Annotated in this window: 22 protein-coding genes; 8 read left to right on the forward strand and 14 right to left on the reverse strand. The window is 67.1% G+C overall.

Annotation, left to right across the window (positions count from 1 at the left end; translation table 11 throughout):
* Nucleotides 1-18: 18 nt before the first annotated feature.
* The 6 genes from HCU76_RS04680 to HCU76_RS04705 form a co-directional block, all read right to left on the reverse strand.
* Entirely contained in the window at nucleotides 19-1,296 is a 1,278-nt protein-coding gene (locus HCU76_RS04680; protein WP_213954872.1) for a CaiB/BaiF CoA-transferase family protein, read from the reverse strand.
* Nucleotides 1,293-2,105: an oxepin-CoA hydrolase, alternative type gene (locus HCU76_RS04685; protein ID WP_213954871.1), complete on the reverse strand. Its 813-nt coding sequence runs from the start codon at nucleotides 2,103-2,105 to the stop codon at nucleotides 1,293-1,295. Before HCU76_RS04685 ends, HCU76_RS04680 begins: the two co-directional genes overlap by 4 nt.
* Nucleotides 2,102-3,244 (reverse strand): acyl-CoA dehydrogenase family protein, encoded by a 1,143-nt coding sequence (locus HCU76_RS04690; RefSeq protein ID WP_213954870.1) that lies wholly within the window; start codon nucleotides 3,242-3,244, stop codon nucleotides 2,102-2,104. Before HCU76_RS04690 ends, HCU76_RS04685 begins: the two co-directional genes overlap by 4 nt.
* A gap of 13 nt (nucleotides 3,245-3,257) precedes the next feature.
* Complete coding sequence (locus HCU76_RS04695) at nucleotides 3,258-4,454, reverse strand: acyl-CoA dehydrogenase family protein (RefSeq protein ID WP_213954869.1); 1,197 nt, start codon at nucleotides 4,452-4,454, stop codon at nucleotides 3,258-3,260.
* A gap of 16 nt (nucleotides 4,455-4,470) precedes the next feature.
* Nucleotides 4,471-5,652 carry an acetyl-CoA C-acyltransferase gene (locus HCU76_RS04700; protein ID WP_213954868.1) on the reverse strand — a complete coding sequence of 394 codons (1,182 nt, stop codon included), beginning with the start codon at nucleotides 5,650-5,652 and terminating at the stop codon, nucleotides 4,471-4,473.
* Nucleotides 5,653-5,727: 75 nt separating this feature from the next.
* On the reverse strand, nucleotides 5,728-7,854 hold the full coding sequence (locus HCU76_RS04705; RefSeq protein WP_218508597.1) for a 3-hydroxyacyl-CoA dehydrogenase NAD-binding domain-containing protein: 2,127 nt from the start codon (nucleotides 7,852-7,854) through the stop codon (nucleotides 5,728-5,730).
* Nucleotides 7,855-7,990: 136 nt separating this feature from the next.
* On the opposite strand from HCU76_RS04705, the gene HCU76_RS04710 reads away from it, so the two are divergent.
* Nucleotides 7,991-8,896 carry a LysR family transcriptional regulator gene (locus HCU76_RS04710; RefSeq protein WP_218508598.1) on the forward strand — a complete coding sequence of 302 codons (906 nt, stop codon included), beginning with the start codon at nucleotides 7,991-7,993 and terminating at the stop codon, nucleotides 8,894-8,896.
* Between the two features lie 28 nt (nucleotides 8,897-8,924).
* On the opposite strand, the gene HCU76_RS04715 is transcribed toward HCU76_RS04710, so the two are convergent.
* From HCU76_RS04715 to HCU76_RS04730, 4 genes are all read right to left on the reverse strand, one after another.
* Nucleotides 8,925-9,668: an enoyl-CoA hydratase/isomerase family protein gene (locus tag HCU76_RS04715; protein WP_213954865.1), complete on the reverse strand. Its 744-nt coding sequence runs from the start codon at nucleotides 9,666-9,668 to the stop codon at nucleotides 8,925-8,927.
* A gap of 84 nt (nucleotides 9,669-9,752) precedes the next feature.
* Nucleotides 9,753-10,988, reverse strand: coding sequence for a CaiB/BaiF CoA-transferase family protein (locus HCU76_RS04720; protein ID WP_213954864.1), 1,236 nt, complete (start codon nucleotides 10,986-10,988; stop codon nucleotides 9,753-9,755).
* A 2-nt stretch (nucleotides 10,989-10,990) separates the two neighbouring features.
* A complete protein-coding gene (locus tag HCU76_RS04725) occupies nucleotides 10,991-11,959 on the reverse strand; it encodes a tripartite tricarboxylate transporter substrate binding protein (protein ID WP_213954863.1) in 969 nt (322 codons plus the stop codon).
* A 56-nt stretch (nucleotides 11,960-12,015) separates the two neighbouring features.
* Nucleotides 12,016-12,774 carry a TetR/AcrR family transcriptional regulator gene (locus HCU76_RS04730; RefSeq protein ID WP_218508599.1) on the reverse strand — a complete coding sequence of 253 codons (759 nt, stop codon included), beginning with the start codon at nucleotides 12,772-12,774 and terminating at the stop codon, nucleotides 12,016-12,018.
* 109 nt (nucleotides 12,775-12,883) lie between these two features.
* Between HCU76_RS04730 and HCU76_RS04735 the strand changes: the two genes are divergently transcribed.
* Nucleotides 12,884-14,590, forward strand: a complete 1,707-nt coding sequence (locus tag HCU76_RS04735) for an acyl-CoA dehydrogenase family protein (RefSeq protein ID WP_218508600.1) — start codon at nucleotides 12,884-12,886, stop codon at nucleotides 14,588-14,590.
* Between the two features lie 371 nt (nucleotides 14,591-14,961).
* Here HCU76_RS04735 and HCU76_RS04740 read toward each other — a convergent pair whose 3' ends face one another.
* The 4 genes from HCU76_RS04740 to HCU76_RS04755 all read right to left on the reverse strand — a co-directional run bounded on the left by HCU76_RS04740 (nucleotide 14,962) and on the right by HCU76_RS04755 (nucleotide 18,699).
* Nucleotides 14,962-16,173: a branched-chain amino acid ABC transporter substrate-binding protein gene (locus HCU76_RS04740; RefSeq protein ID WP_213954860.1), complete on the reverse strand. Its 1,212-nt coding sequence runs from the start codon at nucleotides 16,171-16,173 to the stop codon at nucleotides 14,962-14,964.
* A gap of 138 nt (nucleotides 16,174-16,311) precedes the next feature.
* A complete protein-coding gene (locus HCU76_RS04745) occupies nucleotides 16,312-16,719 on the reverse strand; it encodes a hypothetical protein (protein ID WP_345944658.1) in 408 nt (135 codons plus the stop codon).
* A 32-nt stretch (nucleotides 16,720-16,751) separates the two neighbouring features.
* Complete coding sequence (locus HCU76_RS04750; protein ID WP_213954858.1) at nucleotides 16,752-17,189, reverse strand: DNA polymerase III subunit chi; 438 nt, start codon at nucleotides 17,187-17,189, stop codon at nucleotides 16,752-16,754.
* 13 nt (nucleotides 17,190-17,202) lie between these two features.
* A complete protein-coding gene (locus HCU76_RS04755) occupies nucleotides 17,203-18,699 on the reverse strand; it encodes a leucyl aminopeptidase (RefSeq protein ID WP_213954857.1) in 1,497 nt (498 codons plus the stop codon).
* A 20-nt stretch (nucleotides 18,700-18,719) separates the two neighbouring features.
* On the opposite strand from HCU76_RS04755, the gene lptF reads away from it, so the two are divergent.
* The 6 genes from lptF (at nucleotide 18,720) to HCU76_RS04785 (ending at nucleotide 23,795) form a co-directional block, all read left to right on the forward strand.
* Nucleotides 18,720-19,826, forward strand: coding sequence for an LPS export ABC transporter permease LptF (gene lptF / locus HCU76_RS04760; protein ID WP_213954856.1), 1,107 nt, complete (start codon nucleotides 18,720-18,722; stop codon nucleotides 19,824-19,826).
* Complete coding sequence (lptG, locus tag HCU76_RS04765) at nucleotides 19,823-20,938, forward strand: LPS export ABC transporter permease LptG (RefSeq protein WP_213954855.1); 1,116 nt, start codon at nucleotides 19,823-19,825, stop codon at nucleotides 20,936-20,938. Before lptF ends, lptG begins: the two co-directional genes overlap by 4 nt.
* Before the next feature lie 4 nt (nucleotides 20,939-20,942).
* A complete protein-coding gene (locus HCU76_RS04770; RefSeq protein ID WP_213954854.1) occupies nucleotides 20,943-21,314 on the forward strand; it encodes a sirohydrochlorin chelatase in 372 nt (123 codons plus the stop codon).
* 62 nt (nucleotides 21,315-21,376) lie between these two features.
* Entirely contained in the window at nucleotides 21,377-22,318 is a 942-nt protein-coding gene (locus HCU76_RS04775; RefSeq protein ID WP_213954853.1) for a CysB family HTH-type transcriptional regulator, read from the forward strand.
* A gap of 38 nt (nucleotides 22,319-22,356) precedes the next feature.
* Entirely contained in the window at nucleotides 22,357-23,529 is a 1,173-nt protein-coding gene (locus HCU76_RS04780) for a pyridoxal phosphate-dependent aminotransferase (protein ID WP_213954852.1), read from the forward strand.
* Nucleotides 23,530-23,636: 107 nt separating this feature from the next.
* A complete protein-coding gene (locus tag HCU76_RS04785) occupies nucleotides 23,637-23,795 on the forward strand; it encodes a DUF3309 family protein (RefSeq protein ID WP_213954851.1) in 159 nt (52 codons plus the stop codon).
* The last annotated feature ends 7 nt before the right edge of the window (nucleotides 23,796-23,802 follow it).

Genomic DNA, 23,802 nt, shown 5'->3' on the forward strand with positions numbered 1-23,802 from the left:
AGGAAATCAGAAGTGAAGCTACAGGACGCCGCCCTGCCGGAGCGCGGCAATGGCTTGCGCGTCCATGCCCAGCAGTTGGCCGAGCACGCGATCCGTGTCCTGCGCGAGCAGCGGCGGGGCGGCGCGCACGGGCATGCGCTGGCCGTCGATGCGGTAAGGCGGCGCCATCACTTGCACCGTGCCGGTCTCGGGGTTGGGAAGCTCGGCCAGCAGGCCCGCCTCGGTGCTGCGCGGGGACTGCAGGGCCTCCAGCAGGCCCAGCACTTCGCCGCAGGGAATGCCGGCCGCCGTCATGCGCGTCAGCAGCAGCTCGCGCGGGCGGCGGGCCAGTTCGGCGCGCAGCGCGGGCAGCAGCTCGTGACGGTTGCTGGAACGGGCCAGGTTCGTGGCGAAGCGCTCGTCGGTCGCCAGGTCCGGCCGCTCCAGCACCTCGCTGCAGAAGCGCTGGTACTGCGCGTTGTTGCCCACGGTGATGACCACCGGGCCGTCTGCCGCGTCGAAAACGCCGTAAGGCACGATGGAAGGATGCGCGTTGCCGTACTTGGGCGGGTCGTTGCCCATCAGCAGCGCCTCCATGCCGTAGTAGGCGGTGATCATCAGGCCGCAGTCGTACAGCGCCATCTCGACATGCCTGCCCTGCCCCGTGCGCTCGCGATCGAACAGGGCCGCCAGGATTGCCTGCGCCGAGTACATGCCGGTGAACATGTCCACCGCCGCCACGCCGAACTTGAGGGGACCCTGCCCTTCCTCGCCGTTGAGCGCCATCAGGCCGGCCTCGCCCTGCACCACGAGGTCGTAGCCGGGGCGCGCGGCCTCGGGGCCGTCGGTGCGGTAGCCGGTGATGGAGCAGTAGACGACGGCCGGGTTGATGGCCTTCACCGACTCGTAGTCCAGCCCCATCTTCGCGATGCCGCCGAACTTGAAGTTCTGGATGACCACGTCGCTCTTCGCGGCCAGTTCGCGCACCAGGCGCTGGCCCTCGGGCTTCTGCAGGTCCACGCCCACCGACTGCTTGTTGCGGTTGGCGCTGTTGAAGTAGGCGGTGTTACGCGAGCCCACACGCAGGCCCCAGTCGCGCGTGTCGTCGCCACGGCCAGGGTGCTCGATCTTGATGACCTCCGCACCCAGGTCGCCCAGCGCCTGGGCGCACATGGGGCCGGCCAGCACGCGCGACAGGTCCAGCACCCGCACGCCTGCGAGCGGCAGGCGGGCTTCCGCGGTCGCGCCTGCGAGCGGCAGGCGGGCTTCCGCGGTCGCGCCCGCGAGCGGCAGGCGGGCTTCGCCGGCCACGCTCATCGCTTGCTCCGCAGCGGCACGAAATCGGGCGTCTGCTTGGCCAGGAAGGCATCGATGCCCGCTGCTGATTCCGCGCTGCCCTGAGCCTCGACCATGAACCCGGCCTCGCGGTCGAGTTGCGCGTCCAGCGTGCTCGACACCGCCTCGCGGCACAGCGTCTTGATGCGCGCCATCGCCTGCTCGGGGCCGCCCGCCAGGCGCGTGGCCAGCGCGATGGCCTCGGCGTCGGCGCCGCCGGGTTCGGTGAGCCGGTTGACCACGCCCAGGGCGTGCAGACGCTCGGCACCGATGCGGTCGCCGGTCAGGCACATCTCGGTCAGCAACTGGCGCGGCAGCACCTGCGCCAGGAAGGCGGTGGCGCCGCCATCGGGCGTCAGGCCCACCTTCACATAGGCCACCGAGAAGCTCGCATCGCGCGCGGCCACGAGCAGGTCGCAGCCCAACGCCATCGACAACCCGGCGCCGGCCGCGCCACCCTCCACCGCCGCGACGACGGGCTTGGGAAAGTCGCGCAGCAGGCGCACCAGGCCGTGCAGGCCTTCGAGCTTTTCGAGACGTTGCTCGATCGTGAGCAGGCGGCGGGTGGCGAGCGTGTTCAGGTCGCCGCCGGAGCAGAAGTAGCCGTCGGCGCCGGTCAGCACCACGGCGCCCACGGTGGCATCGGTGCTGGCAGATGCAAGCGCCTCGGCCAGCGCGGCGTAAAGGCCGGGGCTGATCGCGTTGCGCTTGCCGGGCGTGTGGATGGCCAGCACCAGCACCGGGCCTTCGCGGCGCACGAGGATGGGGGGAACGGTGGTGGTCCCGGTCATTGCAGGGTCTCCTGGCCCAGCGCGATGTAGCGCGCCAGATGATGGTCTTCGTCGCCGAGCTGGTGGTCGATCATCACCAGTCGCTTGGCGTAGTGCGACAGCGGCAGCTCCCAGGTCATGCCGATGCCGCCGTGAAGCTGGATGCATTCCTCCGCGACGCGGGTGCCGATGCGGCCGATGCTGTACTTGGCGGCAGACAGCGCCTTCTCGCGGCCGATGCGCTCGCCACCGTCGATCGCGGCGGCGGCGTTGATGACGGCCGAGCGCGCCTGCTCGATCTCCAGCAGCAGGTCGGCCATGCGGTGCTGCAGTGCCTGGAAGCTGCCGATGGGCACGCCGAACTGCTTGCGGATGCGCAGGTATTCCAGCGTGTCGCGCTTGGCGACTTCCATCGCACCCAGCGATTCCGCGGCCAGCGCCAGCAGGCCCCAGCCGACCGCGTGCTCGAGCACCGGCGCGCCTGCCCCCTCGGTGCCCAGCAGCGCATCGGCACCCACGCGCGCGCCTTGCAGCGTCAACTCGGCGGCGCGCCCGCCGTCGATCTTCGTGTAGTCACGCCAGGCCAGGCCCGGCGCATCTGACGGCACCAGGAACAGCGAGATGCCGTCCGCATCGTCGTCGGCGCCACGCGTGCGCGCCGACACCAGCAACAAGCCGGCCTGCGCGCCCTGTTGCACCACCGCCTTCGCGCCGTCCAGCACCCAGCCATCGCCGGAGCGCTCGGCCTTCGTGGCGACCAACGTGGCCTCGTAATGCGAGCCCGGTTCCTCGTGCGCCAGCGCGGCCAAGGTGCTGCCGTCGATCAGCGAAGCGATGCGCTCCTTCTGCCCTGCGCTGCCGGCCTGCGCGATGGCGCGGCCGACAACTAGCGCGCCGAGGAATGGCTCCACCACCAGACCCTTGCCAAGGCTCTCGAAGACAACGGCCACGTCGAAGCCGGCCCCGCCGAAGCCGCCCACCTCCTCGGGAAACAGCGCGCCCAGGGCCCCAATTTCTGCCAGCTGCGACCAGTGTTCGCGGCTGTAGCCCTCGTCGCTTTTCGCAATGCGGTCTCGCGTGCCGAATGCGTATTGCTCCGCAATGAAGCGGTCCAGCGAATCCGCCAGCATGCGGCGGTCGTCGGTGTGTTCGAAGTTCATGGTGTCGCTTCCCTCACAGGCCCAGGATCATCTTGGAGATGATGTTCTTCTGGATTTCGTTGGAGCCGCCGAAGATCGACAGCTTGCGGTTGTTGAAGTACAGCGAGGCCGCCGGCGCCGCCTCGGCCGGGCCGACCGGCGCTTCGTCATGGCCTTCGTGCAACGCGGCCTCGATGAAGGGCTGCGCATACGGCCCCATCGCCCGGCGCGCCAGAGAGGAGATTTCCTGCCGGATCTCGGTGCCGCGGATCTTGAGCATGGAGCTTTCCGCGCCCGGCACGCCGCCACCGGCGACGGCGGCGATCACGCGCAGGTTGGTCGTCTTCATGTTCTCCAGGTCGATCTCGACCTTGGCAAGGCGGGCCGCGAACTGCGGGTCCTGCGCCAGCGGGCGGCCGTTGCGCCGGACCTTGCCGGCGATGCGCTTGAGCTTTTCCAGCGCCGCGACGGAGAAGCCCACGCCCGCGATGTTGGTGCGTTCGTAGGTCAGCAGGAACTTGGCATAGGTCCAGCCCTTGTCCTGCTCGCCGACCAGGTTCTCGGCGGGCACCCGCACGTCGTTGAAGAACACTTCGTTGACCTCGTGCTCGCCCTCCAGCGTGATGATGGGCCGCACCTCGACGCCGGGCGAATTCATGTCGACCAGCAGGAAGCTGATGCCCGACTGCGCCTTGGCTTCCCTGTTGGTGCGCACCAGGCAGAAGATCATGTTGGCGTAGTGGCCCAGCGTGGTCCAGGTCTTCTGGCCGTTGACGATGTAGTGGTCGCCGTCCCGAACCGCCGTGGTCTTGACGGACGCCAGGTCCGAGCCAGAGCCCGGCTCGGAGTAGCCCTGGCACCACCAGTCCTCGCCATTCAGGATGCGGGGCAGCCAATGCTGCTTCTGCGCCTCGCTGCCGTACTTGATGAGCACCGGCCCCAGCATGTTCAGGCCGAAGGGCACGATGCGCGGCGCGCCGGCCAGCGCGCACTCGTTCTCGAAGATGAACTTCTGCACCGGGCTCCAGCCCGGCCCGCCGTACTGCTCGGGCCAGTGGTTGGCCAGCCAGCCGCGCGCATGCAGGATGGCATGCCACTGCAGCATGTCGTCACGCGTCAGGCGCAGCCCGTTCTTCACCTTGTGCGAAAGCCGCTCGGGCAACTTGTCGCGCAGGAAGTGCAGCACCTCGCCGCGGAACGCTTCTTCTTCGGGAGTGAACTTCAGGTCCATGCCGTGGCCTTTTGCTTCAGAAGATCTCGAACAGGCCCGCCGCGCCCATGCCGCCGGCGATGCACATCGTCACCACGCCCCACTTGGCCTTGCGGCGGCGCCCTTCAAGCAGGATGTGGCCGGCCAGCCGCGCACCGGTCATGCCGAAGGGGTGGCCGATGGAGATGGCGCCCCCGTCCACGTTCAGGCGCCCGGCCGGAATGCCCAGCGTCTGCTGGCAGTAGATGGACTGCGAGGCGAAGGCTTCGTTGAGTTCCCACAGGTCGATGTCCTGCACCGTGAGGCCGAAGCGCTGCAGCAGCTTGGGCACCGCGAACACCGGGCCGATGCCCATCTCATCGGGCTCGCAGCCGGCCACCGCCATGCCGCGGAAGGCGCCGAGTGGCTGCAGGCCGAGGCGCTCGGCTTCCTTCGCTTCCATCATCACGCAGGCGCTGGCGCCATCGGACAGTTGCGAGGCGTTGCCCGCGGTGATGAACTTGTCGGCGCCCTTCACCGGCGCCAGCTTGGCCAGCGACTCGTAGGTGGTGCCGGCGCGGTTGCAGGTGTCGTGGTCGATCGTCACCTGCTTCTTGGCGACTTCGCCGGTCTCCTTGTTCGCCACCGCCATGGTGGTGGTGACGGGGACGATCTCCTCGCTGTAGCGGCCGGCTTCCTGCGCCTCGGCGGTCTTGCGCTGGCTGTCCACGGAGAAGCGGTCCTGCGCCTCGCGGCTGATGCCGTAGCGCTGCGCCACCACGTCGGCGGTGTCGATCATCTCCATGTACAGCTGCGGCTTGTGCTCGACGATCCACGGGTCCAGCCCGGAGTTGCCGTCGTCGCGGGTGCGGATGCCGGAGATGCTTTCCACCCCGCCCGCGATCATGGCCGGCGCCCCGTCCACCACGATGCGCCCGGCGGCGATGGCGATGGCCTGCAGGCCCGAGGCGCAGAAGCGGTTGACGGTGGTGCCGGCGATGCTCAGGGGCAGTTCAGAGCGGATGATGGCCTGCCGCGCGACGTTGCGGCCAGTGATCCCTTCCGGATAGCCGCAGCCGAGGATGGCGTCCTCGATCAGCGCCGGATCGATGCCCGAACGCTCGACAGCGGCACGCACCGCGAAGCTGGCCAGCGTCGGGCCGGCCGTGATGTTGAGTTCGCCGCGGTGCGACTTGGTGAGCGGCGTGCGGGCGGTGGAAACGATGACGGCCTGGCGCATGGGATTTCTCCTGGGAGGTTTCGAGGTGAAAGCCGCCCTCCTCCACTTTAGGAGGATGCGGCAGGGGGATGGGGTTCAGCCTTGCGGCTGGTTGAGGCTGGCGAAGTCCTTGCCCTCGGCCACGAGCTTTTCGAGCAGCGGCGCGGGTTGCCAGAACAGCGGGTCTTCCTTGGCGAAGGCGCGGATGTCTTCGAGGATCTTCGGCAGGCCCACCATGTCGGCGTACTTCATCGGGCCGCCGCGGTAGCGCGGGAAGCCGTAGCCGGAGAGGAAGGTCACGTCCACGTCCAGCGGGCGCAGCGCGATGCCCTCGGCCACCACCTTGGCGCCTTCGTTGACCATCGCGGCCATGTAGCGGCGCATGATTTCTTCGGCCGTGAACTTGCGCGGCACGATGCCCTTCTTCTGCCGCTCGGCGTCGACGATGGCCAGCACTTCGGCGTCTTCCTGGCCGGCGCGCGCACCTTGGGGATACACGTACCAGCCGCGCTGCGTCTTCTGGCCGAACCAGCCGCGCTCGCAGATGCGGTCGGCCACCTCGACGTAGCGCGCCTTCGGGTCGCGCGTGGCGGCCTTGCGCTTGCGCGTGGCCCAGCCGATGTCGCCGCCGGCCAGGTCCGAGACCTGGAAGGGACCCATCGGGTAGCCGAAGCCGCGCACCGCGGCATCGATCTCGTAAGGGCTGGCGCCGTCCTCGAGGATGTGATCGGCGGCCTGCCGGTACACCGCCAGGATGCGGTTGCCGATGAAGCCGTCGCACACGCCCGCGCGCACCGGCACCTTCTTCATGCGCTTGGCCAGCGCAAAGGCGGTGGCAACCACGTCCGCGCTCACCTTGGCGGGCACCACGATCTCCAGCAGCTTCATGATGTTGGCCGGGCTGAAGAAGTGCAGGCCGACCACGTCCTGCGGGCGCGAGGTGCTCGCGGCGATGGCGTCGATGTCCAGGTAGGAGGTGTTGGTGGCCAGCACGGCGCCGGCCTTGCACACGCGGTCCAGTTCCTTGAACACGGCCTTCTTGACCTCGATGTCCTCGAACACCGCCTCGATGACCAGATCGACGTCCTTGAACGCGGCGTAGTCGGTGCTGCCGGTGTAGCGGGCCATGACGGCGGCCTTGGCCTCGGGCGTCATGCGGCCCTTGGCGACCAGGCCATCGTAGACCTTCTCGACGTTGGCGCGGCCGCGATCGATGGACGCCTGGTCGCGCTCCACCATCACCACCGGCAAGCCCGCGTCCATCGCGGCGACGGCGATGCCGGCGCCCATGGTGCCGCCGCCGACGATGCCCACGCTTTCCAGCTTGCGCGGCTGCGCGGCCTTGGCTTCAGGGACCTTGGCCACTTCGCGCTCGGCGAAGAAGGCATGGATGAGTCCGGCGCGCTGCGGGCTCTCGATGCAGGCGAGGAAGGCCTCGCGCTCCGCCTTGACTGCCTCGTCGAAGGACTTGTCGAGCGCAGTCTGGACCGCCTCGACGATCTTCATCGGGGAGAAAAGACCGCGCGACTTCTTCGCGGCGTCGGCCTTGGCGGCGTCGATGGCAGCTTGCGCGGCAGCGCGGTCGGCCAAGCCCTGCGCGTCACGGCTGCGGCGCACGCCGGCGCCCTGTGCCAGCAGTTCATTGGCATAGGTCAGGCCCGCGACTTGCGCGTCCTCGCCTTCCGCGAGGCGGTCCAACAGGCCGAGCGACAGAGATTCCTTGGCCTTCACGTGGCGGCCGCTGAGCATCAGGTCCAGCGCGGCCTGCGCGCCGACCAGGCGCGGCGTGCGTACCGTGCCGCCTGCGCCGGGCATGAGGCCCAGTTGCACCTCGGGCAGGCCCAGCTTTGCGTCCTGCAGGGCAACGCGGTAGTGCGCAGCCAGCGCGATCTCCAGCCCGCCGCCCAGCGCCGCGCCCCGGATCGCGGCGATCACCGGCTTGCCGCACGCCTCGATGCGGTTGCACACCTCGGGCAGCGAGGGCGGCTGCGGCGCCTGGCCGAATTCGCGGATGTCCGCGCCGGCCACGAAGTTGGCGCCCTCGCCCACGATGAGGATCGCCTTCACGGCGGCGTCGGCGTCGGCCGCCTCGACGGCTTCCTTCAGCCCGCGGCGCACGGCCGACGAGATGGCGTTGACGGGCGCGTTGTCGATGGTGATGCACAGCACGCCGCCATGGCGGGCGCTGCGAACGACGGGGGTGGTGATGGAAGCAGTCGTCATGGGTGTGTCTCCGAAAGCAAGCACATGCGCCCCGGGCGGGGCCTGACGCGGATTCTGATGTGGCAATCCGATATCTACAATTCCCCCAGTGATTGACACACTGTCAACTTTTAATTGACAGCGGAGCCACCCGCCCATGGACCAGAACGCCCTCGCCCTGTTCGTAGAAATTGTCGAAGCCGGCAACCTCAGCGAGGCGGCGCGGCGCCTGCGCATGAGCCGCGCCAACGTGAGCAACCGGCTCGGCCAGTTCGAGCGCGGCCTGGGCCAGCAACTGCTGCGCCGCACCACGCGCCGCATCGAGCCCACCGAGATCGGCCTGCGCCTGTACGCGCACGGCTGCGCCATCCGCGACGAACTGCAGGCCGCGCGCGAGTCGGTCACCTCCCTCGGGCAAAGCCTGCAGGGCCGCGTGCGGCTGTCGGTGCCCAGCGGCTACGGGCAGCTCGTCATGTCCGACTGGCTTGTGGAATTCAAGCGCCTCTACCCCGGCATCGTGCTGGACGTGATGTTCGAGAACCGGGTGGAAGACCTGATGCGCGAGGAGGTCGACATCGCGATCCGCGTGATGTCCGAGCCGCCGCAGAACCTGGTGGCACGCGACATGGGGCCGGTGAACTACGTGGCCTGCGCCAGCAGCGCCTGGGCACGCGAGCATGGCCTGCCGGTGCAGTTGGACGACCTGCGCCACGTGCCGCTGATCACCTCGGCCGTGATGGGGCGACAGCTGCGCGTGTCGGCCTACCTGGCCCAGGAGCGGCACGAGGTGCTGCTGGAGCCGACCCTCATCTCGGAGAACTTCCTGTTCCTGCGCAAGGCGATCCTCGCCAGCCTGGGCGTGGGCATCGTGCCGGACTACGTGTTCGAGGAGGAACTCGCCAACGGCGAAGTGGTCGCCGCGCTGAGCGAGTGGCGCCTCTCGATCTTCGGCACCCACATGTACATGCTGTACATGCAAGGCCGCCACCGCACCCGCGCAGCCGCCACCTTCATCGAGTTCATGCTGGACAAGGCAAGGCAGCCGCGGGACGGCTCGACGTGAATGCGCAGCAGCCCGGCGCTGCCGGTCTTCACGACTTGTTGGTCGTCACATGGCTGATCGCGCCTTGCCGGTCCAGCAGATCGGCCTTGGCGCAGGCGTCCATCCACTGCTCGGGCGGCATCTGCATCGTGGCCGCGCGCATGCCTGACTTAATGGCCTGAACCGAGTGCGCGGGGAAGGCGGCGATGGCCTTCGCGATAGCCTGCGCACGCGCGACGACCGCGCCGTCTTCCACCACTTCGGTCGCGATGCCCAGCCGAAGCAGGTCGGCCGCGCCGATGCGGTCGCCCATCAGGCATACGCGCGCCGCGACCGCTTCGGAATGGCGCAACGCCAGCCAGGCCGCATTGCGTGGCGCCGCCATGCCGATGCCGATCTCGCCGACCTGCAGGAAAGCCCCCTCGCCGCAGACCATGAGGTCGGCGGCCAATGCGAGCGCGGCGCCGCCGTTGATGGCATAGCGCTCCAGCGCGACGACCAGCACCTTGCGGCTTGCGAGCAGTTGGTTGTGCACCGCCGCCCACAACACAGGGAAGCCGGCCTTCCATTCAGGCGCCGGCTCCGCGCCGAAGGCTTTCACGTCGAGGCCCGAGCAGAAGGCGCCGCCTTCGCCACGCAGCACCACGGCGCGCACGGCATCGTCCAGGGCGAGTTGTCGCAGTGCGTCGTGCATGGCCTGTGCGAGCGTGCCTTCGATGGCGTTCTTGCGCTCGGGCCGGTTGAGGATCAGCTCCGCCCATCCATCGTGGATGTCGAGAACAACGGCTGTCATGTGGAAGGCCTTTGTGCAAATAGAGAAGGAGGAACGGCGGGATCGGCGTCCCGGGCGCCAGGTTCCCGCAGGAGGTGAATACCTTCAGGCCGCGAGCGAGCAGGGCGCCGTACCGACCACACCGCCGGCTTGCAGCCGCGAGATGTCGTCCGCGCTGTAGCCGGCCTGCGCCAGCACCTCGGCCGTGTGTTCGCCCAGTCGCGGCACGACGGGCATCGGGCCATCGGCCAGCGCTTCGCCGAGCAGGAAAGGCAGGCCCGGCAGCTTCAGTTCGCCACCATGCCCATCCCCGACCGCCTGGAACACCCCGCTCGCCTGCACGTCCGCACTGGCCAGCACCTGCGTGTAGTCGCGAACCACGCCGACGACCACCTCATGCCGTTCAAGCAGCGCGCGCGCTTCCTCGCCGGTGTAGCGGCCGAGCTCGCGCCCCAGCACCTCCATCAAGCCCGGGCGGTTGCGCACGCGATCGTTATTGGTTGCGTAGAGGGGATCCATGGCGAGCGCAGGCAGGCCGATGGCCTTGCACAAGCGACGCCAGTGGTCGTCCATATAGGCAGAGATGACGATGTGGCCGTCCTGCACCGCAATCACGTCAGCGGCCGGAGCGACCAGCGGCTGGGCGTTGCCAAAGCGCACGGGTAGCTTGCCGGTGCACTGGTACTCGGCCCAGATCTGCGCCTGCATCGAGATGGCGACCGCGAGCAGCGAAGTCTCGATGGTCTCGCCCTGCCCGGTGCGCGCTTGGCGAAACAGCGCAGCGAGGATCGCGCTGGCTGTGGCATTGGCCGTTGACACATCGGCCACCGGGAAGCCGGCCTTCAAGGGTGAACCGCCGCGTTCGCCGGTGATCGACATCATCCCGCTCTCGGCCTGCGCCGCGATGTCCAATCCGGGCCGCTTGCGCGACGGGCCGAAGGAGCCAAAGCCCGAGATCGACGCATGGACCAGCCCCGGCTTCTCCTTGCGCAGCGCGCCGGCGTCGAGCCCGAGCGACTCCATGACCCCCGCGCGCGTGTTCTGCACGACCACATCCGCCTTCAAGGCCAGGTCGCGCGCAATCGCCAGGCCTTCCGCTTGCCGCATGTCGACCACGATGGAACGCTTGCCGCGGTTGTAGGCCATGAAGAGCCCGCTACGCCCCTTCGTGGCTTCACTGACGCCAAAGCGCCGGCCGTTGTCGCCGTTCGGGCTTTCGATCTTGATGACATCGGCGCCAAGGTCCGCGAGGATCTGCGTCGCGCCCGGCCCGGCGATGAACTGGCCGAACTCGACGACGCGCACTCCGGCGAGCGGCCGCTGGTCTGCTGTTTCTTGCATGGTCAGTTGCTGGCCTTGATGCCGGCGACGCGTCCCACTTCTGTCCAGCGCTTGAGTTCGGACGCGAGCAGCTTGCCGAACTCGTCGGGCGTGCCGCCCGCTGGCGTCAGGCCGAGGCCGCTGACGGCTGCGACCACTTCGGGATCCTTGAGCGCACGGTTGACGGCGGCATTGAGCTTGTCGCGCACGGCCACCGGCAGGTTGGCCGGGCCCATGAGGCCCAGAAAGCTGTTGGCCTCCATGTCGGGCACGCCGGCTTCGCGGGCGGTCTGCAGGTTCGGCAGGCCGGGTGCGCGCTGGCTGCCGGGCGTGACGATGCCGGTGAGCTTGCCCTGCGCGATCATGGTGGCGGTGATGCCGGCCACGTCGAACAGCAGCGGCACGTCGCCGCCGACCGCTGCGCGCGCTGCTTCGGCCGAGCCCTTGTAAGGCACATGCTGCAGGCTCAGCTTGTTGCGCTGCGCAAACATCTCGCCCCAGAACTGCGTCATCGTGCCTTCGCCGGGGCTGGCGTACTGCACCGGCTTGTCCTGCTTGCGGATCCAGTCGATCAGCGACTTGAGATCCTTTGCAGGCACGCTCGGGTTGGCGGCCACCAGGATGGGCATCCAGGTCAGCGCGCCGATGGGCGTGAGGTCCTTGAGCGGGTCGTAAGGCATCTGCATGCCCATCGCCGAGTTGGTGACGACGTGCGCCGCCACCAGCACCAGCGTGTAGCCGTCGGCCGGCTGGTGCACCACGTAGTTGGTGCCGATGGTGCTTGCGGCGCCGGGCTTGTTCTCGACGATGACCGGCTGCCCGAACTGGGTCGAGACCGAGCGGCCCACCACGCGCGCCACTGTATCGGTCGGACCACCCGGCGTGTACGGCACCACGATGCGGATGGGCTTGCCGGGGAAGGCCTCTTGCGCCGCAACCGGTTGCGCGAAGGCCGTGAAGCACGCGAGCAGCATGCCGATTACCTTGATCATCGTTGTCTCCTGATTGTTCGAAAGGCGGTAATAAAAGCCCGCCGGGCCCGACGCTTCTACGGCGTCGCTTTGGCCCTGGCGGAAAAGGGTTTGGGTGGGTCGTGCTCGGCCACGCGCTGCGCGACCTGCGGCGAGACCGGCGCCGAGATGGCCCCGCACAGCATGTCGATGAGGTTCTCGACGGCGCGCTGCAGGTCGAAGCCGCGGTTGTTCTTGCCGCGCCGCGTCTTGAGACGCTCGAAGTCGGCCAGGCTGAAGATCACGAAGGCCACGGCAGCAAGAAAGCGCTGGCGCAACAGCAGCGGCGGCACGGCGGGCAGCAAGGGCTCGAGCATGTCCTGGATGCGGCGAAAACCTCGCTCACCATCCTCGCGCGTCGATCCTGCGAGGTCGACTTCCGGATGCATTTGCGCCGCCGCGAGGAAGCGGTTGTACGAGTTCACTTGCGTGGTCGCGAGGCCCGTTGCCAGCGGCCACACGATGGCCTCGACCAGCGCGCGCAAGTCGGTGTGTCGCTGCTCGACGAACACGCGGTCGAGGTAGTCGTTGCGCAAGCCGTCGATCTTCACCATGCCCCGCTGCAGGATCGCCTGGATCAGCGCTTCCTTGGAGCCGAAGTGGTAGTGCAGCGCCGAGTTGTTGCGCTGGCCGGATTCGCGGGCGATCTCGCGCATCGACACCGCATCGATGCCTTTCTCGGCAAAGAGCTGCTGCGCCGTGACGAGCAGCACGTCGGCGCTGTCGAGGCTGGGGGCCGGCGCGGCGCCGCTTTTGCGCCTTGCCTTGCCGGCGGAGGGATTCGTCGTCGTGACCATGGAGCCGATTCTGGAATCAGCCAATCTTTAAGTCAAGTGCTTTACACCGAATAAATCATTTGATTTAATCCGATCCGTTCCGAACAAACCCTGAATGAGGCAAGCCCCGATGACCGAAGCCACCGCTCTCGCCGCCGAACCCGCACCGCGGGCCGCCGCGCGCCATGCTGCCCACGGCACGCATGAAGTCTTCAACCAGCCGACGCCCTACGGCGGCTACAACCTGCTGGCCCGCGACCACGCGTTGCGCGAAGGGCTGGCGCGCGAAGGCGCCGCCTGGGCCGCACCGCGACTCGACGCCTTCGCCAAGGACCTGTCCGACCCGGAGGCGATCCGCCACGGCTACATGGCCAACCGCTACGTGCCCGAACTGCACACGCACGACAACTACGGCCATCGCATCAACGAAGTGCAGTTGCATCACTCGTGGCACGAACTGATGCGCCTCGCGCGCCGCCATGAGGTGCATTCACTGCCCTGGCGCAATCCGCAGGCCGGCAGCCACGTCGCGCGCGCCGCATCGAGCATGCTGATGGCGCAGGTGGAAAGCGGCTCGCTCTGCCCGCTGCACATGACCTATGCCGGCGTGCCGGTGCTGCGCAACAACCCCGCGCTCAGCGCGCAGTGGGAACCGCTGCTCACCTCCACCAGCTACGACCCGCGCTATCGCCCGTCATCGGAAAAGACCGCGGCCCTGATCGGCATGGCCATGACGGAAAAGCAGGGTGGCTCCGACCTGCGCGCCAACACGACGGTGGCGCGGCCGACGCAGGAGGCCGGCGTCTACGAACTCACCGGCCACAAGTGGTTCTTTTCGGCGCCCATGGTGGATTGCTTCCTCACGGTGGCCCAGATCGAAGGCTCGCCGGGCCAGATCTCATGCTTCCTCGTGCCCTTCTGGCTACCCGACGGCACGCGCAACCGCTTCTCGATCATGCGGCTCAAGGACAAGTTGGGCAACCGCTCCAACCCGTCCAGCGAGATCGAATACAACGGCACGCTGGCCTGGCGTGTCGGCGACGAAGGCAAGGGAATCCGCACCATCATCGAGATGGTCAGCCTCACGCGGCTGGGTTGCGCCTCGATCTCCGCGGGCATCATGCGGCAGACCCTGTTCCGCGCGCTGCATCACACGCAGCAACGCTCGGCCTTCGGCGCCAAGCTGGTGGACAAGCCGTTGATGAGCAACGTGCTGGCCGACCTCGCGCTCGAATCCGAAGCCGCGACGGCCCTGCTGATGCGCCTGGCCGGCAGCATCGACCGCGCCGCCACCGATGACAACGAGGCCCGCTTCTCGCGCGTCGTCACCGCCATCGCCAAGTACTGGCTGGCCAAGCGCGCCAGCGCCAACGCCTTCGAGGCGCTGGAGTGCCACGGCGGCTTCGGCTACATCGAGGATTCGATGATGCCGCGCTTCTACCGCGAGGCGCCGGTGCAGAGCGTGTGGGAAGGCAGCGGCAACGTGATCTGCCTCGACGTGCTGCGCGCCGTCGACCGCGATCCGGACGCGCTGTTGCCCGTGCTGCAGGAGATCGAACTGGCCAGGGGCATGGACGCGCACCTCGACCGCACCACGGCCTGGCTGCGCACCGCCATCGGACGCCGCGACCAGATGGAAGGCATCGCGCGCCGCCTCGTCGAGAAGACGGCGCTGGCGCTGCAGGCCTCGCTGCTGCTGCGCTTCAGCCCGTCATATGTGTCGCAGGCGTTCTGCGCCTCGCGGCTCGGCGGCGACTGGGGCCTTGCCTTCGGCACGCTCGGGACGGAGGTCGAATTCAGGAAGGTGATCGAGCGCTCCTGGGGCGAGCGGGGCTGAAGATGCGCGCCCTACCCGGCGACTTCGGCTTCGTCTGGCTCATCGGCGGCTGGTGATCCCGCATGGCAGCAACTCGATACATTTACGACCGTCGATCGCCCTGTCCTGACAGTTGTCGCCGCGCCATTGCAAGGACTGACGGTCACGCCGGCCGAGTGCTGAACCGGTCCCTTGCATCGCCACGTGTCCCTCTGGCAAGTGGAAAAAAAGAGGCCCGCACGATGCGGGCCTAAGGATCTGTGGTTAGGAGACCCATGGAGAAACCACTAGCCGTGCCCACAATGAGCCCGAAATTGTGAATTTGCAAGTTCCAAATGTAAAAAAAGGGGCCCGAAGGGGCCCCTTTTTCACGTTTTGACGAGCAACTCAACTCAACGCACAACGGCGATTTGCGTGCGCACACCGCCCTTGTAGGTGTAAAGCGTGAGGGCGCCGTTCTTGATGTCGCCCTTCTCGTCGAAAGCGATCGGCCCGGTCAGGCCGTTGTACTGGACCTTGCCGACTTCAGGCAGGTAAACGGCCGGGTCCGAAGACTTGGCGTTGACCATGGCGGTTGCCATCACGTTCACGGCGTCATAGACGTACGGCGCATAGATCTGCACTTCGACGCCGTTCTTTTCCTTGAACTTGGCCTTCCAGGCATCCAGCGGCGCCTTGAAATCGCCGTCCACACCGCCGGCTTCGGCGCAATAGACCATTTCTTCGCCGACGGCATCGCCAGCCAGCTTGGGCAACTCGTTGGTGCACATGCCGTCGCCGCCCATGAACTTGACGGTCATGCCGAGTTGCTTGACTTGCTTGAGCATCGGGCCGGCAACGGCGTCCATGCCGCCGAAGAACAAGACGTCGGGCTTGGCGCCCTTGAGCTTGGTCAGGATGGCGTTGAAGTCGGTCGAGTTGGCAGTGGTGAACTCGTGGCCGACGATGGTCGCGCCCGAGGCCTTGGCCGACTTCTCGAACTCTTCGGCCACGCCCTGGCCGTAGGCCGTGCGGTCGTCGATCACGGCAATGTTCTTGCCCTTGAGCGTTTCGACGGAGTACTTGCCCAGCGTACCGCCGAGTTGCGTGTCGTCAGCCACCACGCGGAACGTGGTCTTGAAGCCTTGACGCGTGTACTTCGGGTTGGTTGCCGACGGCGAGATTTGCGGGATGCCGGCGTCGCTGTACAGCTTGGACGCGGGGATGGTGGTGCCCGAATTCAAGTGACCCACGATGCCGTTGACCTTGCTGTCGATCAGCTTCTGGGCCACTGCCGTGCCTTGCTTCGGATCGCCGGCGTCGTCTTCGGCCAGCAGTTCGAACTTGGCAACCTTGTCGCCGATCTTGATGCCCTTGGCGTTCAGGTCTTCGATGGCCATCTTGGCGCCGAGTTCGTTGTCCTTGCCGAGGTGGGCAATGGGGCCGCTGGTGGGGCCAACGTGACCGATCTTGACGACGATCGATTCACCGGCAGGAGGTGCGGCGGGCGCGGGAGCAGATGCGGTGGGCGCCGGCGTCGCTGCGGGAGCGGCAGCTTCTTCCTTCTTGCCGCAAGCCACTAGCGTAAGAGCAGCCAGGGCGACCGCAGTCCATTTCAATTGCATGGGAACCTCCAGAACATGGATGAAAAAACACAAAAAAACCGGTCGATTGAACCGGGCAAGACACAGAGCAAAATCCGCGCCTTGTCCGCCTCACGGCGCCCTCGCGCCCTCGACCCGGCGCGGAGTGTATCTGAATGGTTAAGTGCGCTGACCTGTAGTAGACCCTGTGTTTTCCGCAAGTTCCCGGGCCAGCGCCTCGACCACCAATTCGCGCAAAACGCCTTCGATTTCATCGCGCAAGCGCGGCAACATCGCGTCCAGTTGCTGCTGCACCGCCGCCGACACGGTGTCGGTCAGGCGCGCTTCCAGGGAGAGGTCGATGCGCTGCAGCACGCGGTGCAACAACCCCTCTTCGAACCGGAAAGCGTCGGCGTCCGACACCATCGCGGTGGGCATGAGAGCGGCCCGCTCCTCCGAGGCGCTGTGGAATGCCAGCGGCGATTCAGGGAGCCGGGCGGGCGGCATCTCGGGCGCGGCCGGTGTCGCATCGGCCGCCACGGCCGAAAGGAGCGACGATGGCTCCACGACGGTCGTGAGCGTCGGCACGAAACGCGGTGGGGTTCGTGTCGGCCCGGCCATCAGGCGGCGCCTCCGGCCAGGTCGTGGCGCTTGAGCGCGTAGCCGCGTTCCGCGTAATGGCGCCAGCGCGCGCGGCTTGCGACCCGATCGGCCTCGTCTCCCGTCACCACTTCGATCAGGCGCTCGAAGCGCTCGAAGCCGGCCGGCACCCCGTCGCCGAGGTTCACCATCACCTGCTGGTGCGGCAAGCCGGTCGCATCCGCGGCGGCAAGGACGACGGCGGAACGGGCGACGATGTGCGCTTCACTGTCGCTGCGGCAATGACCGATGAAGTCGACCGCCGAGAACTGCCACAGCGCCGCATCGACCGCATCGAGCATGGCGTCGTCGGCCACGAGCACGACTTTCGCCCCGCCCGCGACGACCGCCTTGCGCAGCAGCCTGCAGGCATGGCTGACCTTGTCGACGGCATTGAAATGAAAGTCGATCTCGGTCACGCGCGAAGCTTCCTCACCGGGTCTTGCGCTTGCGTGGCACGGCTGGCGCGGCTAGAGCAACCGGCGCCTCAGCTGCGGCCCGGTCGAGCAGGTAGGCCATCAGCAAGCCGACCGGACGGCCCGTCGAACCCTTGGCCGCCCCGCTCTTCCACGCCGTGCCCGCGATGTCCAGGTGCGCCCAGGCGAAGTCACCGGCAAAGCGTTGCAGGAACTTGGCGGCGGTGATCGCCCCGCCGGCCCGCCCGGCGATATTGGCCACGTCGGCAAAATTGCTCTTGAGACCCTCCGCATAGTCCTCGTCGAGCGGCAGGCGCCAGCAGCGATCCAGCGATTGCTCGCCCGCCGCTTCGAGCGCCGCGGCCAGTTTGTCATCCGTGGAGAACAAGCCGCTGCGCACACCGCCGAGCGCGACCACGCAGGCGCCGGTCAGGGTGGCAATGTCGATCACTGCGGCGGGTTCGAAGCGCTTGGCATAGCTCAGCGCGTCGCAGAGGATCAGCCGGCCTTCGGCGTCGGTGTTGAGCACCTCGATGGTCTGGCCGCTCATGCTGGTCACGACGTCGCCGGGCTTCAGCGCCGCACCGTCGTTCATGTTCTCGCACGAGGGGATCAGCCCGACCACGTTGATGGCCGGCTTGCATTCGGCCAACGCACGGAACACGCCCAGCACGCTGGCCGCGCCGCACATGTCGAACTTCATCTCGTCCATCTCGGCCGCGGGCTTGAGCGAGACACCGCCCGTGTCGAAGGTGATGCCCTTGCCCACCAGCACCACCGGCGCATCGGACTTGCCCGCGCCGTGGTACTCCAACACGATGAAGCGAAGCGGCTGCGTCGAACCCTGCGCCACCGCAGCAAAGGAGCCCATGCCCAGCTTGGCAACCTCCTTGGGGCCGAGCACTTCGCACTTGATGCGCGGAAACTCCGTCAGCGCCTTCGCGGCCTCGCCCAGCAAGGCCGGCGTGCAATGGTTGGCCGGGCGGTTGCCCCACTCCTTGGCGAATTCGATGCCTGCCACCGTGGCAGACGACGCCCGGAAGGCCGCTTCCAGCGAGGCCGCGTCGGGCACGCCCAGCACCAGTTGCCGCACGGTGCGTGCATCGGCCTTGGGCTTGGTCGTCGTGTAGACATAGGTGGCATCGGCAGCGGCCTGCATTGCCTGCTGGAGTCCGGCGGCGTCAAGGGGCTGCGCGAACACCACTACAACCCGCTTGGGGTTGGCGGCCTTGACCGCCTGCACGCCAGCGCTGACCGCGCTGCGCACCGACGCGGCCGCGCCGTCGCCGACCGATACCAGCACCACGCGCGGCGCCGTGACGCCCTCGGGCCGGTAGAGTTGCAGCAGCTTGCCGGCCTTGGCGGGAAGGTCTTCCGATTCGCGCGCTTGCGCGAGCAGGCTTGCCAGGGGCCCCGTGGCCTCGTCGCCAGGGGATGCCGCGAGCACGATCAGCGCATCGGCCTTTTCGGTGGCGGCCTGGGCAATGGAGAGTGTCTTGAGTTGAAAGTCCATAATCCTTCTTTTCCTGAACGATGTTATTCCATTCCTCCCTACGCAAGGAGCTGTCGCGCAGCTTCGGGGCCACGCTGGTGGTCCTTGTCACCATCGTGATGACGATGATGCTGATCCGCACCCTGGGCCTGGCGTCCAAGGGCAGCGTCGATCCGGCGGAAGTGTTCCTGGTGATGACCTACACGGTGCTCGGCTACCTGCCGACCATCCTGAGCCTCAGCCTGTTCATCTCCATCGTCGGCACGCTGTCGCGCATGTACGGCGACAGCGAAATGATCATCTGGTTCTCCAGCGGCCGCGGCCTGGCCAACTTCACCTGGCCGATCCTGCGCTTTGCCTGGCCGATCCTGGTGTTGATCGCCATGCTGGCCTTCGTCGCCTGGCCGTGGGCCAACTCGCAGACCCAGGGCATGCGCGACCAGTACGAGCGCCGCAGCGACATCGACCGCATCGCGCCCGGTGAGTTCCAGGAGTCCTCCGGCCGCAACCGGGTGTTCTTCATCGACAAGGACACCGCCGACGACAGCACGGCATCGAACGTGTTCATCTCGTCGATCGAACGCAATCGCCAGTTGATCACTTCCGCGCGAAGCGGCCGGATCGAGACGATCGACAACGCGCGCTTCCTGATGCTGAGCAACGGCCAGCGACTGGAGCGGCCCTTCGACAAGTCAGCAGGCCTGAAGATCAGCGAATTCAAGACCTATGGCGCCCGGGTCGGCTCCAACGCGGCGACCTCGCCCGATGCCCTGCCGCCGCGCGCCCAGACCACGGTGGCCCTGCTGGCCAGCAGCGCGCTGCCCGGCCGCGCGGAACTGTCATGGCGATTGGGCATGTTGCTGGCCGCGTGCAATTTCGTGCTGCTGGCGCTGGCGGTGGCGAGCGTGAACCCGCGGGTCGGACGCAGCGGCAACCTGTTGTTCGCGCTGTTCGCATTCGTCATCTACTACAACATGCTGAACCTTGGCCAGGGATGGGTGGGCACCGGCCGCATCGCACCCGGGCCTTTCCTGCTGGCATTGCATGGAGGCGTCTTCGTGGTCGCCGTCGCATGGCTGGCCAAGCGCCACAACAACTGGAGCTTCAGCCTGCGCCGCCGCTCCTCCATTGCTTCGTCCACTGCGTGAAAACCATACGCCGACTCATCTATGGCGAGGTGCTGAAGTCCGTCGCCTTCGTCGCACTGGGCTTTCTTTGCCTGTTCTTCTTCTTCGATTTCATCGACGAGCTGCAGGCGGTCACCAAGTCGTCGAACACGCTTGGCTACGGCTTGCCCCAGGCCATCCTCTACGTCTCGCTGCTGGTGCCGAGCCATCTCTACGAGTTGCTGCCGATCGCAGTGCTCATCGGCACCATCTTCGTGATGGCGCGCCTGGCGCAAAGCTCCGAATACACCATCCTGCGCACCAGCGGACTCGGGCCATGGCGGGCGCTGCGCACGCTGTTGGTGCTCGGGCTCGGGTTCGTGGTGCTGACATTCGCGGTGGGCGACTACGTGGCGCCTTTCAGCGACCGCACCGCCACGCTGGTCAAGGCCCGCTACCAGGGGCTCTTCACCACCAGCGGGCTCACGGGCGCCTGGCTGCGCGAAAAGGGCGACGACAAGTCCTATGCGGTCAATGTCCTGTCCATGGGGCGCGACGGCTCGCTGACGAGCCCGCGGATCTTCGAGTTCGATGCCAAGGGCTTCCTGACCGCCCAGACCTCCGCCGACTCCGCCCGCATCGAGCCGGACGGCACCTGGCTGCTCACGAGCGTGGAGCGCCAAGCCTACGATGCCAACGGCGCCGACACGAAGGCGCAGATTCGCACCACGGCTGAACCACTGCTGCGCTGGCCCAGCACCATCACGCACGAGATGGTCTCCGTGGCCTTGCTCAAGCCCGATCGCATGGCAACGATCGACCTGTTCGCCTACATCCGGCACTTGAACGCCAACGGCCAGAAGACGCAACGCTATGAAATCGACTTCTGGCGCAAGGTGTTCTATCCGCTGTCCTGCCTGGTGATGGTGGTGCTGGCCTTGCCCTTTGCCTACCTGCACTTTCGCCAGGCCGGCATCACGACCTATGTCTTTGGCGGCGTGCTGATCGGCATCAGTTTCTTCCTGCTGAACAACGTGTTCGGCTACATCGGCAACCTGCGGACCTGGTCGCCCTGGTTCACGGCCGCCGCGCCGGGCATGATCTATTCGGTGATGTCCCTGGGCGCCTTCGGCTGGCTGGTGCTGCGGCGCTGAAGCGATGCAGGCCAGGCGCGGCATCGTGTTGTTCGCGCATGGGTCGCGCGATGCGCGCTGGCGCGAGCCGATCGAGGCCGTCGCCCTTCGCGTCGCCGAGCGCCACCCGGAGGCCCTCGTGCGTTGCGCCTACCTTGAACTGGTCGCGCCCGACCTGACGACCGCCGTGGCCCAGCTGGTGGGCCTGGGAGCAACGAGCGTGCGCGTGGTGCCGCTGTTCCTCGGCATCGGGAAGCATCTGCGCGAAGACCTGCCCAAGCTGATGGCGCAATGTGCCGACACCCACCGGGAAGTCATCTTCACGCTGCAAAAGGCCATTGGCGAGGAGTCGGAGGTGATTGACCTCCTGGCCAGGATTGCGTGTCCGGATGGCTAAGACGCAACACTTTCCATAGACGCAGGCGGCATAATGAAATCCATATAAGGACACCATTCGTTATGAACCTGCACCAATTCAAGTTTGTCCAGGAAGCGGTGCGCCGCAATCTCAACCTGACCGAGGCGGCCAAGGCGCTGCATACCTCGCAGCCAGGCGTCTCCAAGGCGATCATCGAACTCGAGGAAGAACTCGGCGTCGAGATCTTCGCGCGGCACGGCAAGCGCCTGAAGCGCGTGACCGAGCCCGGCCAGCACGTCATCGCCAGCATCGAACTCATCATGCGCGAGGTAGGCAACCTCAAGCGCATCGGCGAGCAGTTCAGCGCGCAGGACAGCGGCACGCTGTCCATCGCGACCACCCACACGCAGGCGCGCTACGTGCTGCCGGTGCCGGTGGCGAAGTTGCGCGAGGCCTACCCCAAGGTCAACGTCAGCCTGCACCAGGGCTCGCCCGACCAGGTGGCGCGCATGGTGATCGACGAGGTGGCCGAGATCGGCATCGCGACCGAGTCGCTGGATGCCTATGCCGAACTCGTGACCCTGCCCTGCTACGAATGGCAGCACGTGCTGGTGCTGCCGAAAGACCATCCGCTGGCGGGCAAGGAGCGCGTATCGCTCGAAGACCTGGCCCACGAACCGATCATCACCTACCACCCATCCTTCACCGGGCGCACCCGCATCGACCACGCCTTTGCGGCAAAGAAGCTTTCGCCGCGCATCGCGCTCGAGGCCATCGATTCGGACGTGATCAAGACCTATGTGCGCCTGGGGCTGGGCGTGGGCATCGTGGCCGAGATGGCGGTGCGCGACGACACCAATGCCGACCTGGTGGTGAAGCCGATGGGGCACATCTTTGGCCAGAACATTGCGCGCGTGGCTTTCAAGCGCAGCGCCTATCTGCGCAACTTCGTCTTCAAGTTCGCGGAACTGCTGAGCGACCGGCTCGACCGCAACCTGATCGCCAAGGCCCTGAGCGGCCACAACGAGGACTTCGGGATGTGAACTGCACAATGTCGAAGAACCACCCAAGCCACGACACCATGAGAACCGTCATCGCCGCCCCACGCACCCCCGATATCACCACCAAGCTGCCGTCCGTCGGCACGACCATCTTCACCGTGATGTCGGCGCTGGCCGCGGAGAAGAATGCGGTGAACCTGGGCCAGGGCTTTCCGGATTTCGGCTGCGACCCGAAGCTGCTGCAGGCCGTGACCGACGCCATGGCCGCCGGCCACAACCAGTATCCGCCGATGCCCGGCGTGCTGCCCTTGCGCAACGCCATCGCCAGCAAGGTCGAGGCGCTCTACGGACACCGCTACAGCGCGGCGGACGAGATCACGATCACGGCCGGGGCGACGCAGGCCATCATCACGGCGATCCTCGCGGTGGTACGGGCGGGCGACGAAGTGATCGTGCTGGAACCCTGCTACGACAGCTACGTGCCCAACATCGAACTGGCCGGCGGCATCGTCGTGCGCGTGCCGCTGACGCCGGGCACCTTCCGGCCCGACTTCGACAAGATCGCGGCCGCCCTGTCGCCCCGAACGCGCGCGATCATCGTCAACACGCCGCACAACCCGAGCGCGACTGTGTGGACCGATGCCGAGATGCGCCGCCTCGAGGCGTTGCTCGCGCCCACCGAGGTGCTGGTGATCGCCGACGAGGTGTACGAGCACATGGTCTATGCGCCGCTGCGGCATGAGAGCGTGGCGCGCTACCCGGGCCTGGCGGCACGCAGCTTCATCGTGAGCAGCTTTGGCAAGACTTATCACGTGACGGGCTGGAAGGTCGGCTATGTGGCCGCGCCGGCGCCGCTCACGGCCGAGTTCCGCAAGGTGCACCAGTTCAACGTCTTCACGGTCAACACGCCGATGCAGCATGCACTGGCGCAGTTCATGGCCGATCCGGCGCCCTACCTGGAACTGCCGGCCTTCTACCAGCGCAAACGCGACTTGTTCGCCGCGGGCCTGGCGAAGACACGGCTGCGCTTGCTGCCGAGCCAGGGCACCTACTTCCAATGCGTCGACATTTCCGGGGTGAGCGACCTGTCCGAGTCGGAGTTCTGCCTCTGGCTGACCGGCGAGATCGGCGTGGCTGCGATACCGCTGTCGGCCTTCTATGGCGATGGCTTCGACCAGCGCGTGGTGCGTTTCTGCTTCGCCAAGAAGGATGAGACGCTGCTTTCGGCGCTGGAGCGACTCGCCCGGCTCTGACACGCTGCGGCGACTTCGCCTGACCTCCGAAGGGCCGTCTGTCCCCGGCGCGGACGGACGGCGCGAGCTGACCATGGACTCCTTCGCAAAGCTCTTAGGAGAAGGTCATGTCGCTCTCGTTGATCCTGCTGATCGTGGTGGTCCTGTTGCTGGTCGGCGCGCTGCCAAGCTGGGGCTACAGCCGCAACTGGGGCTACGGCCCGAGCGGCGGCCTGGGCCTGGTGCTGGTGGTCGTGGTCATCCTGGCGGTGCTCGGCCACATATAGCGCGCGG

This window comes from Variovorax sp. dw_308 (assembly GCF_019207085.1).
GTDB lineage: Bacteria > Pseudomonadota > Gammaproteobacteria > Burkholderiales > Burkholderiaceae_C > Variovorax.

Bases quoted from the DNA above. Each gene is read 5' to 3' on its own strand.
- HCU76_RS04680 (WP_213954872.1), bottom strand. From the start codon at position 1,296: ATGAGCGTGGCCGGCGAAGCCCGCCTGCCGCTCGCGGGCGCGACCGCG.
- HCU76_RS04685 (WP_213954871.1), bottom strand. From the start codon at position 2,105: ATGACCGGGACCACCACCGTTCCCCCCATCCTCGTGCGCCGCGAAGGC.
- HCU76_RS04690 (WP_213954870.1), bottom strand. From the start codon at position 3,244: ATGAACTTCGAACACACCGACGACCGCCGCATGCTGGCGGATTCGCTG.
- HCU76_RS04695 (WP_213954869.1), bottom strand. From the start codon at position 4,454: ATGGACCTGAAGTTCACTCCCGAAGAAGAAGCGTTCCGCGGCGAGGTG.
- HCU76_RS04700 (WP_213954868.1), bottom strand. From the start codon at position 5,652: ATGCGCCAGGCCGTCATCGTTTCCACCGCCCGCACGCCGCTCACCAAG.
- HCU76_RS04705 (WP_218508597.1), bottom strand. From the start codon at position 7,854: ATGACGACTGCTTCCATCACCACCCCCGTCGTTCGCAGCGCCCGCCAT.
- HCU76_RS04710 (WP_218508598.1), top strand. From the start codon at position 7,991: ATGGACCAGAACGCCCTCGCCCTGTTCGTAGAAATTGTCGAAGCCGGC.
- HCU76_RS04715 (WP_213954865.1), bottom strand. From the start codon at position 9,668: ATGACAGCCGTTGTTCTCGACATCCACGATGGATGGGCGGAGCTGATC.
- HCU76_RS04720 (WP_213954864.1), bottom strand. From the start codon at position 10,988: ATGCAAGAAACAGCAGACCAGCGGCCGCTCGCCGGAGTGCGCGTCGTC.
- HCU76_RS04725 (WP_213954863.1), bottom strand. From the start codon at position 11,959: ATGATCAAGGTAATCGGCATGCTGCTCGCGTGCTTCACGGCCTTCGCG.
- HCU76_RS04730 (WP_218508599.1), bottom strand. From the start codon at position 12,774: ATGGTCACGACGACGAATCCCTCCGCCGGCAAGGCAAGGCGCAAAAGC.
- HCU76_RS04735 (WP_218508600.1), top strand. From the start codon at position 12,884: ATGACCGAAGCCACCGCTCTCGCCGCCGAACCCGCACCGCGGGCCGCC.
- HCU76_RS04740 (WP_213954860.1), bottom strand. From the start codon at position 16,173: ATGCAATTGAAATGGACTGCGGTCGCCCTGGCTGCTCTTACGCTAGTG.
- HCU76_RS04755 (WP_213954857.1), bottom strand. From the start codon at position 18,699: ATGGACTTTCAACTCAAGACACTCTCCATTGCCCAGGCCGCCACCGAA.
- lptF (WP_213954856.1), top strand. From the start codon at position 18,720: ATGTTATTCCATTCCTCCCTACGCAAGGAGCTGTCGCGCAGCTTCGGG.
- HCU76_RS04770 (WP_213954854.1), top strand. From the start codon at position 20,943: ATGCAGGCCAGGCGCGGCATCGTGTTGTTCGCGCATGGGTCGCGCGAT.
- HCU76_RS04775 (WP_213954853.1), top strand. From the start codon at position 21,377: ATGAACCTGCACCAATTCAAGTTTGTCCAGGAAGCGGTGCGCCGCAAT.
- HCU76_RS04780 (WP_213954852.1), top strand. From the start codon at position 22,357: ATGAGAACCGTCATCGCCGCCCCACGCACCCCCGATATCACCACCAAG.
- HCU76_RS04785 (WP_213954851.1), top strand. From the start codon at position 23,637: ATGTCGCTCTCGTTGATCCTGCTGATCGTGGTGGTCCTGTTGCTGGTC.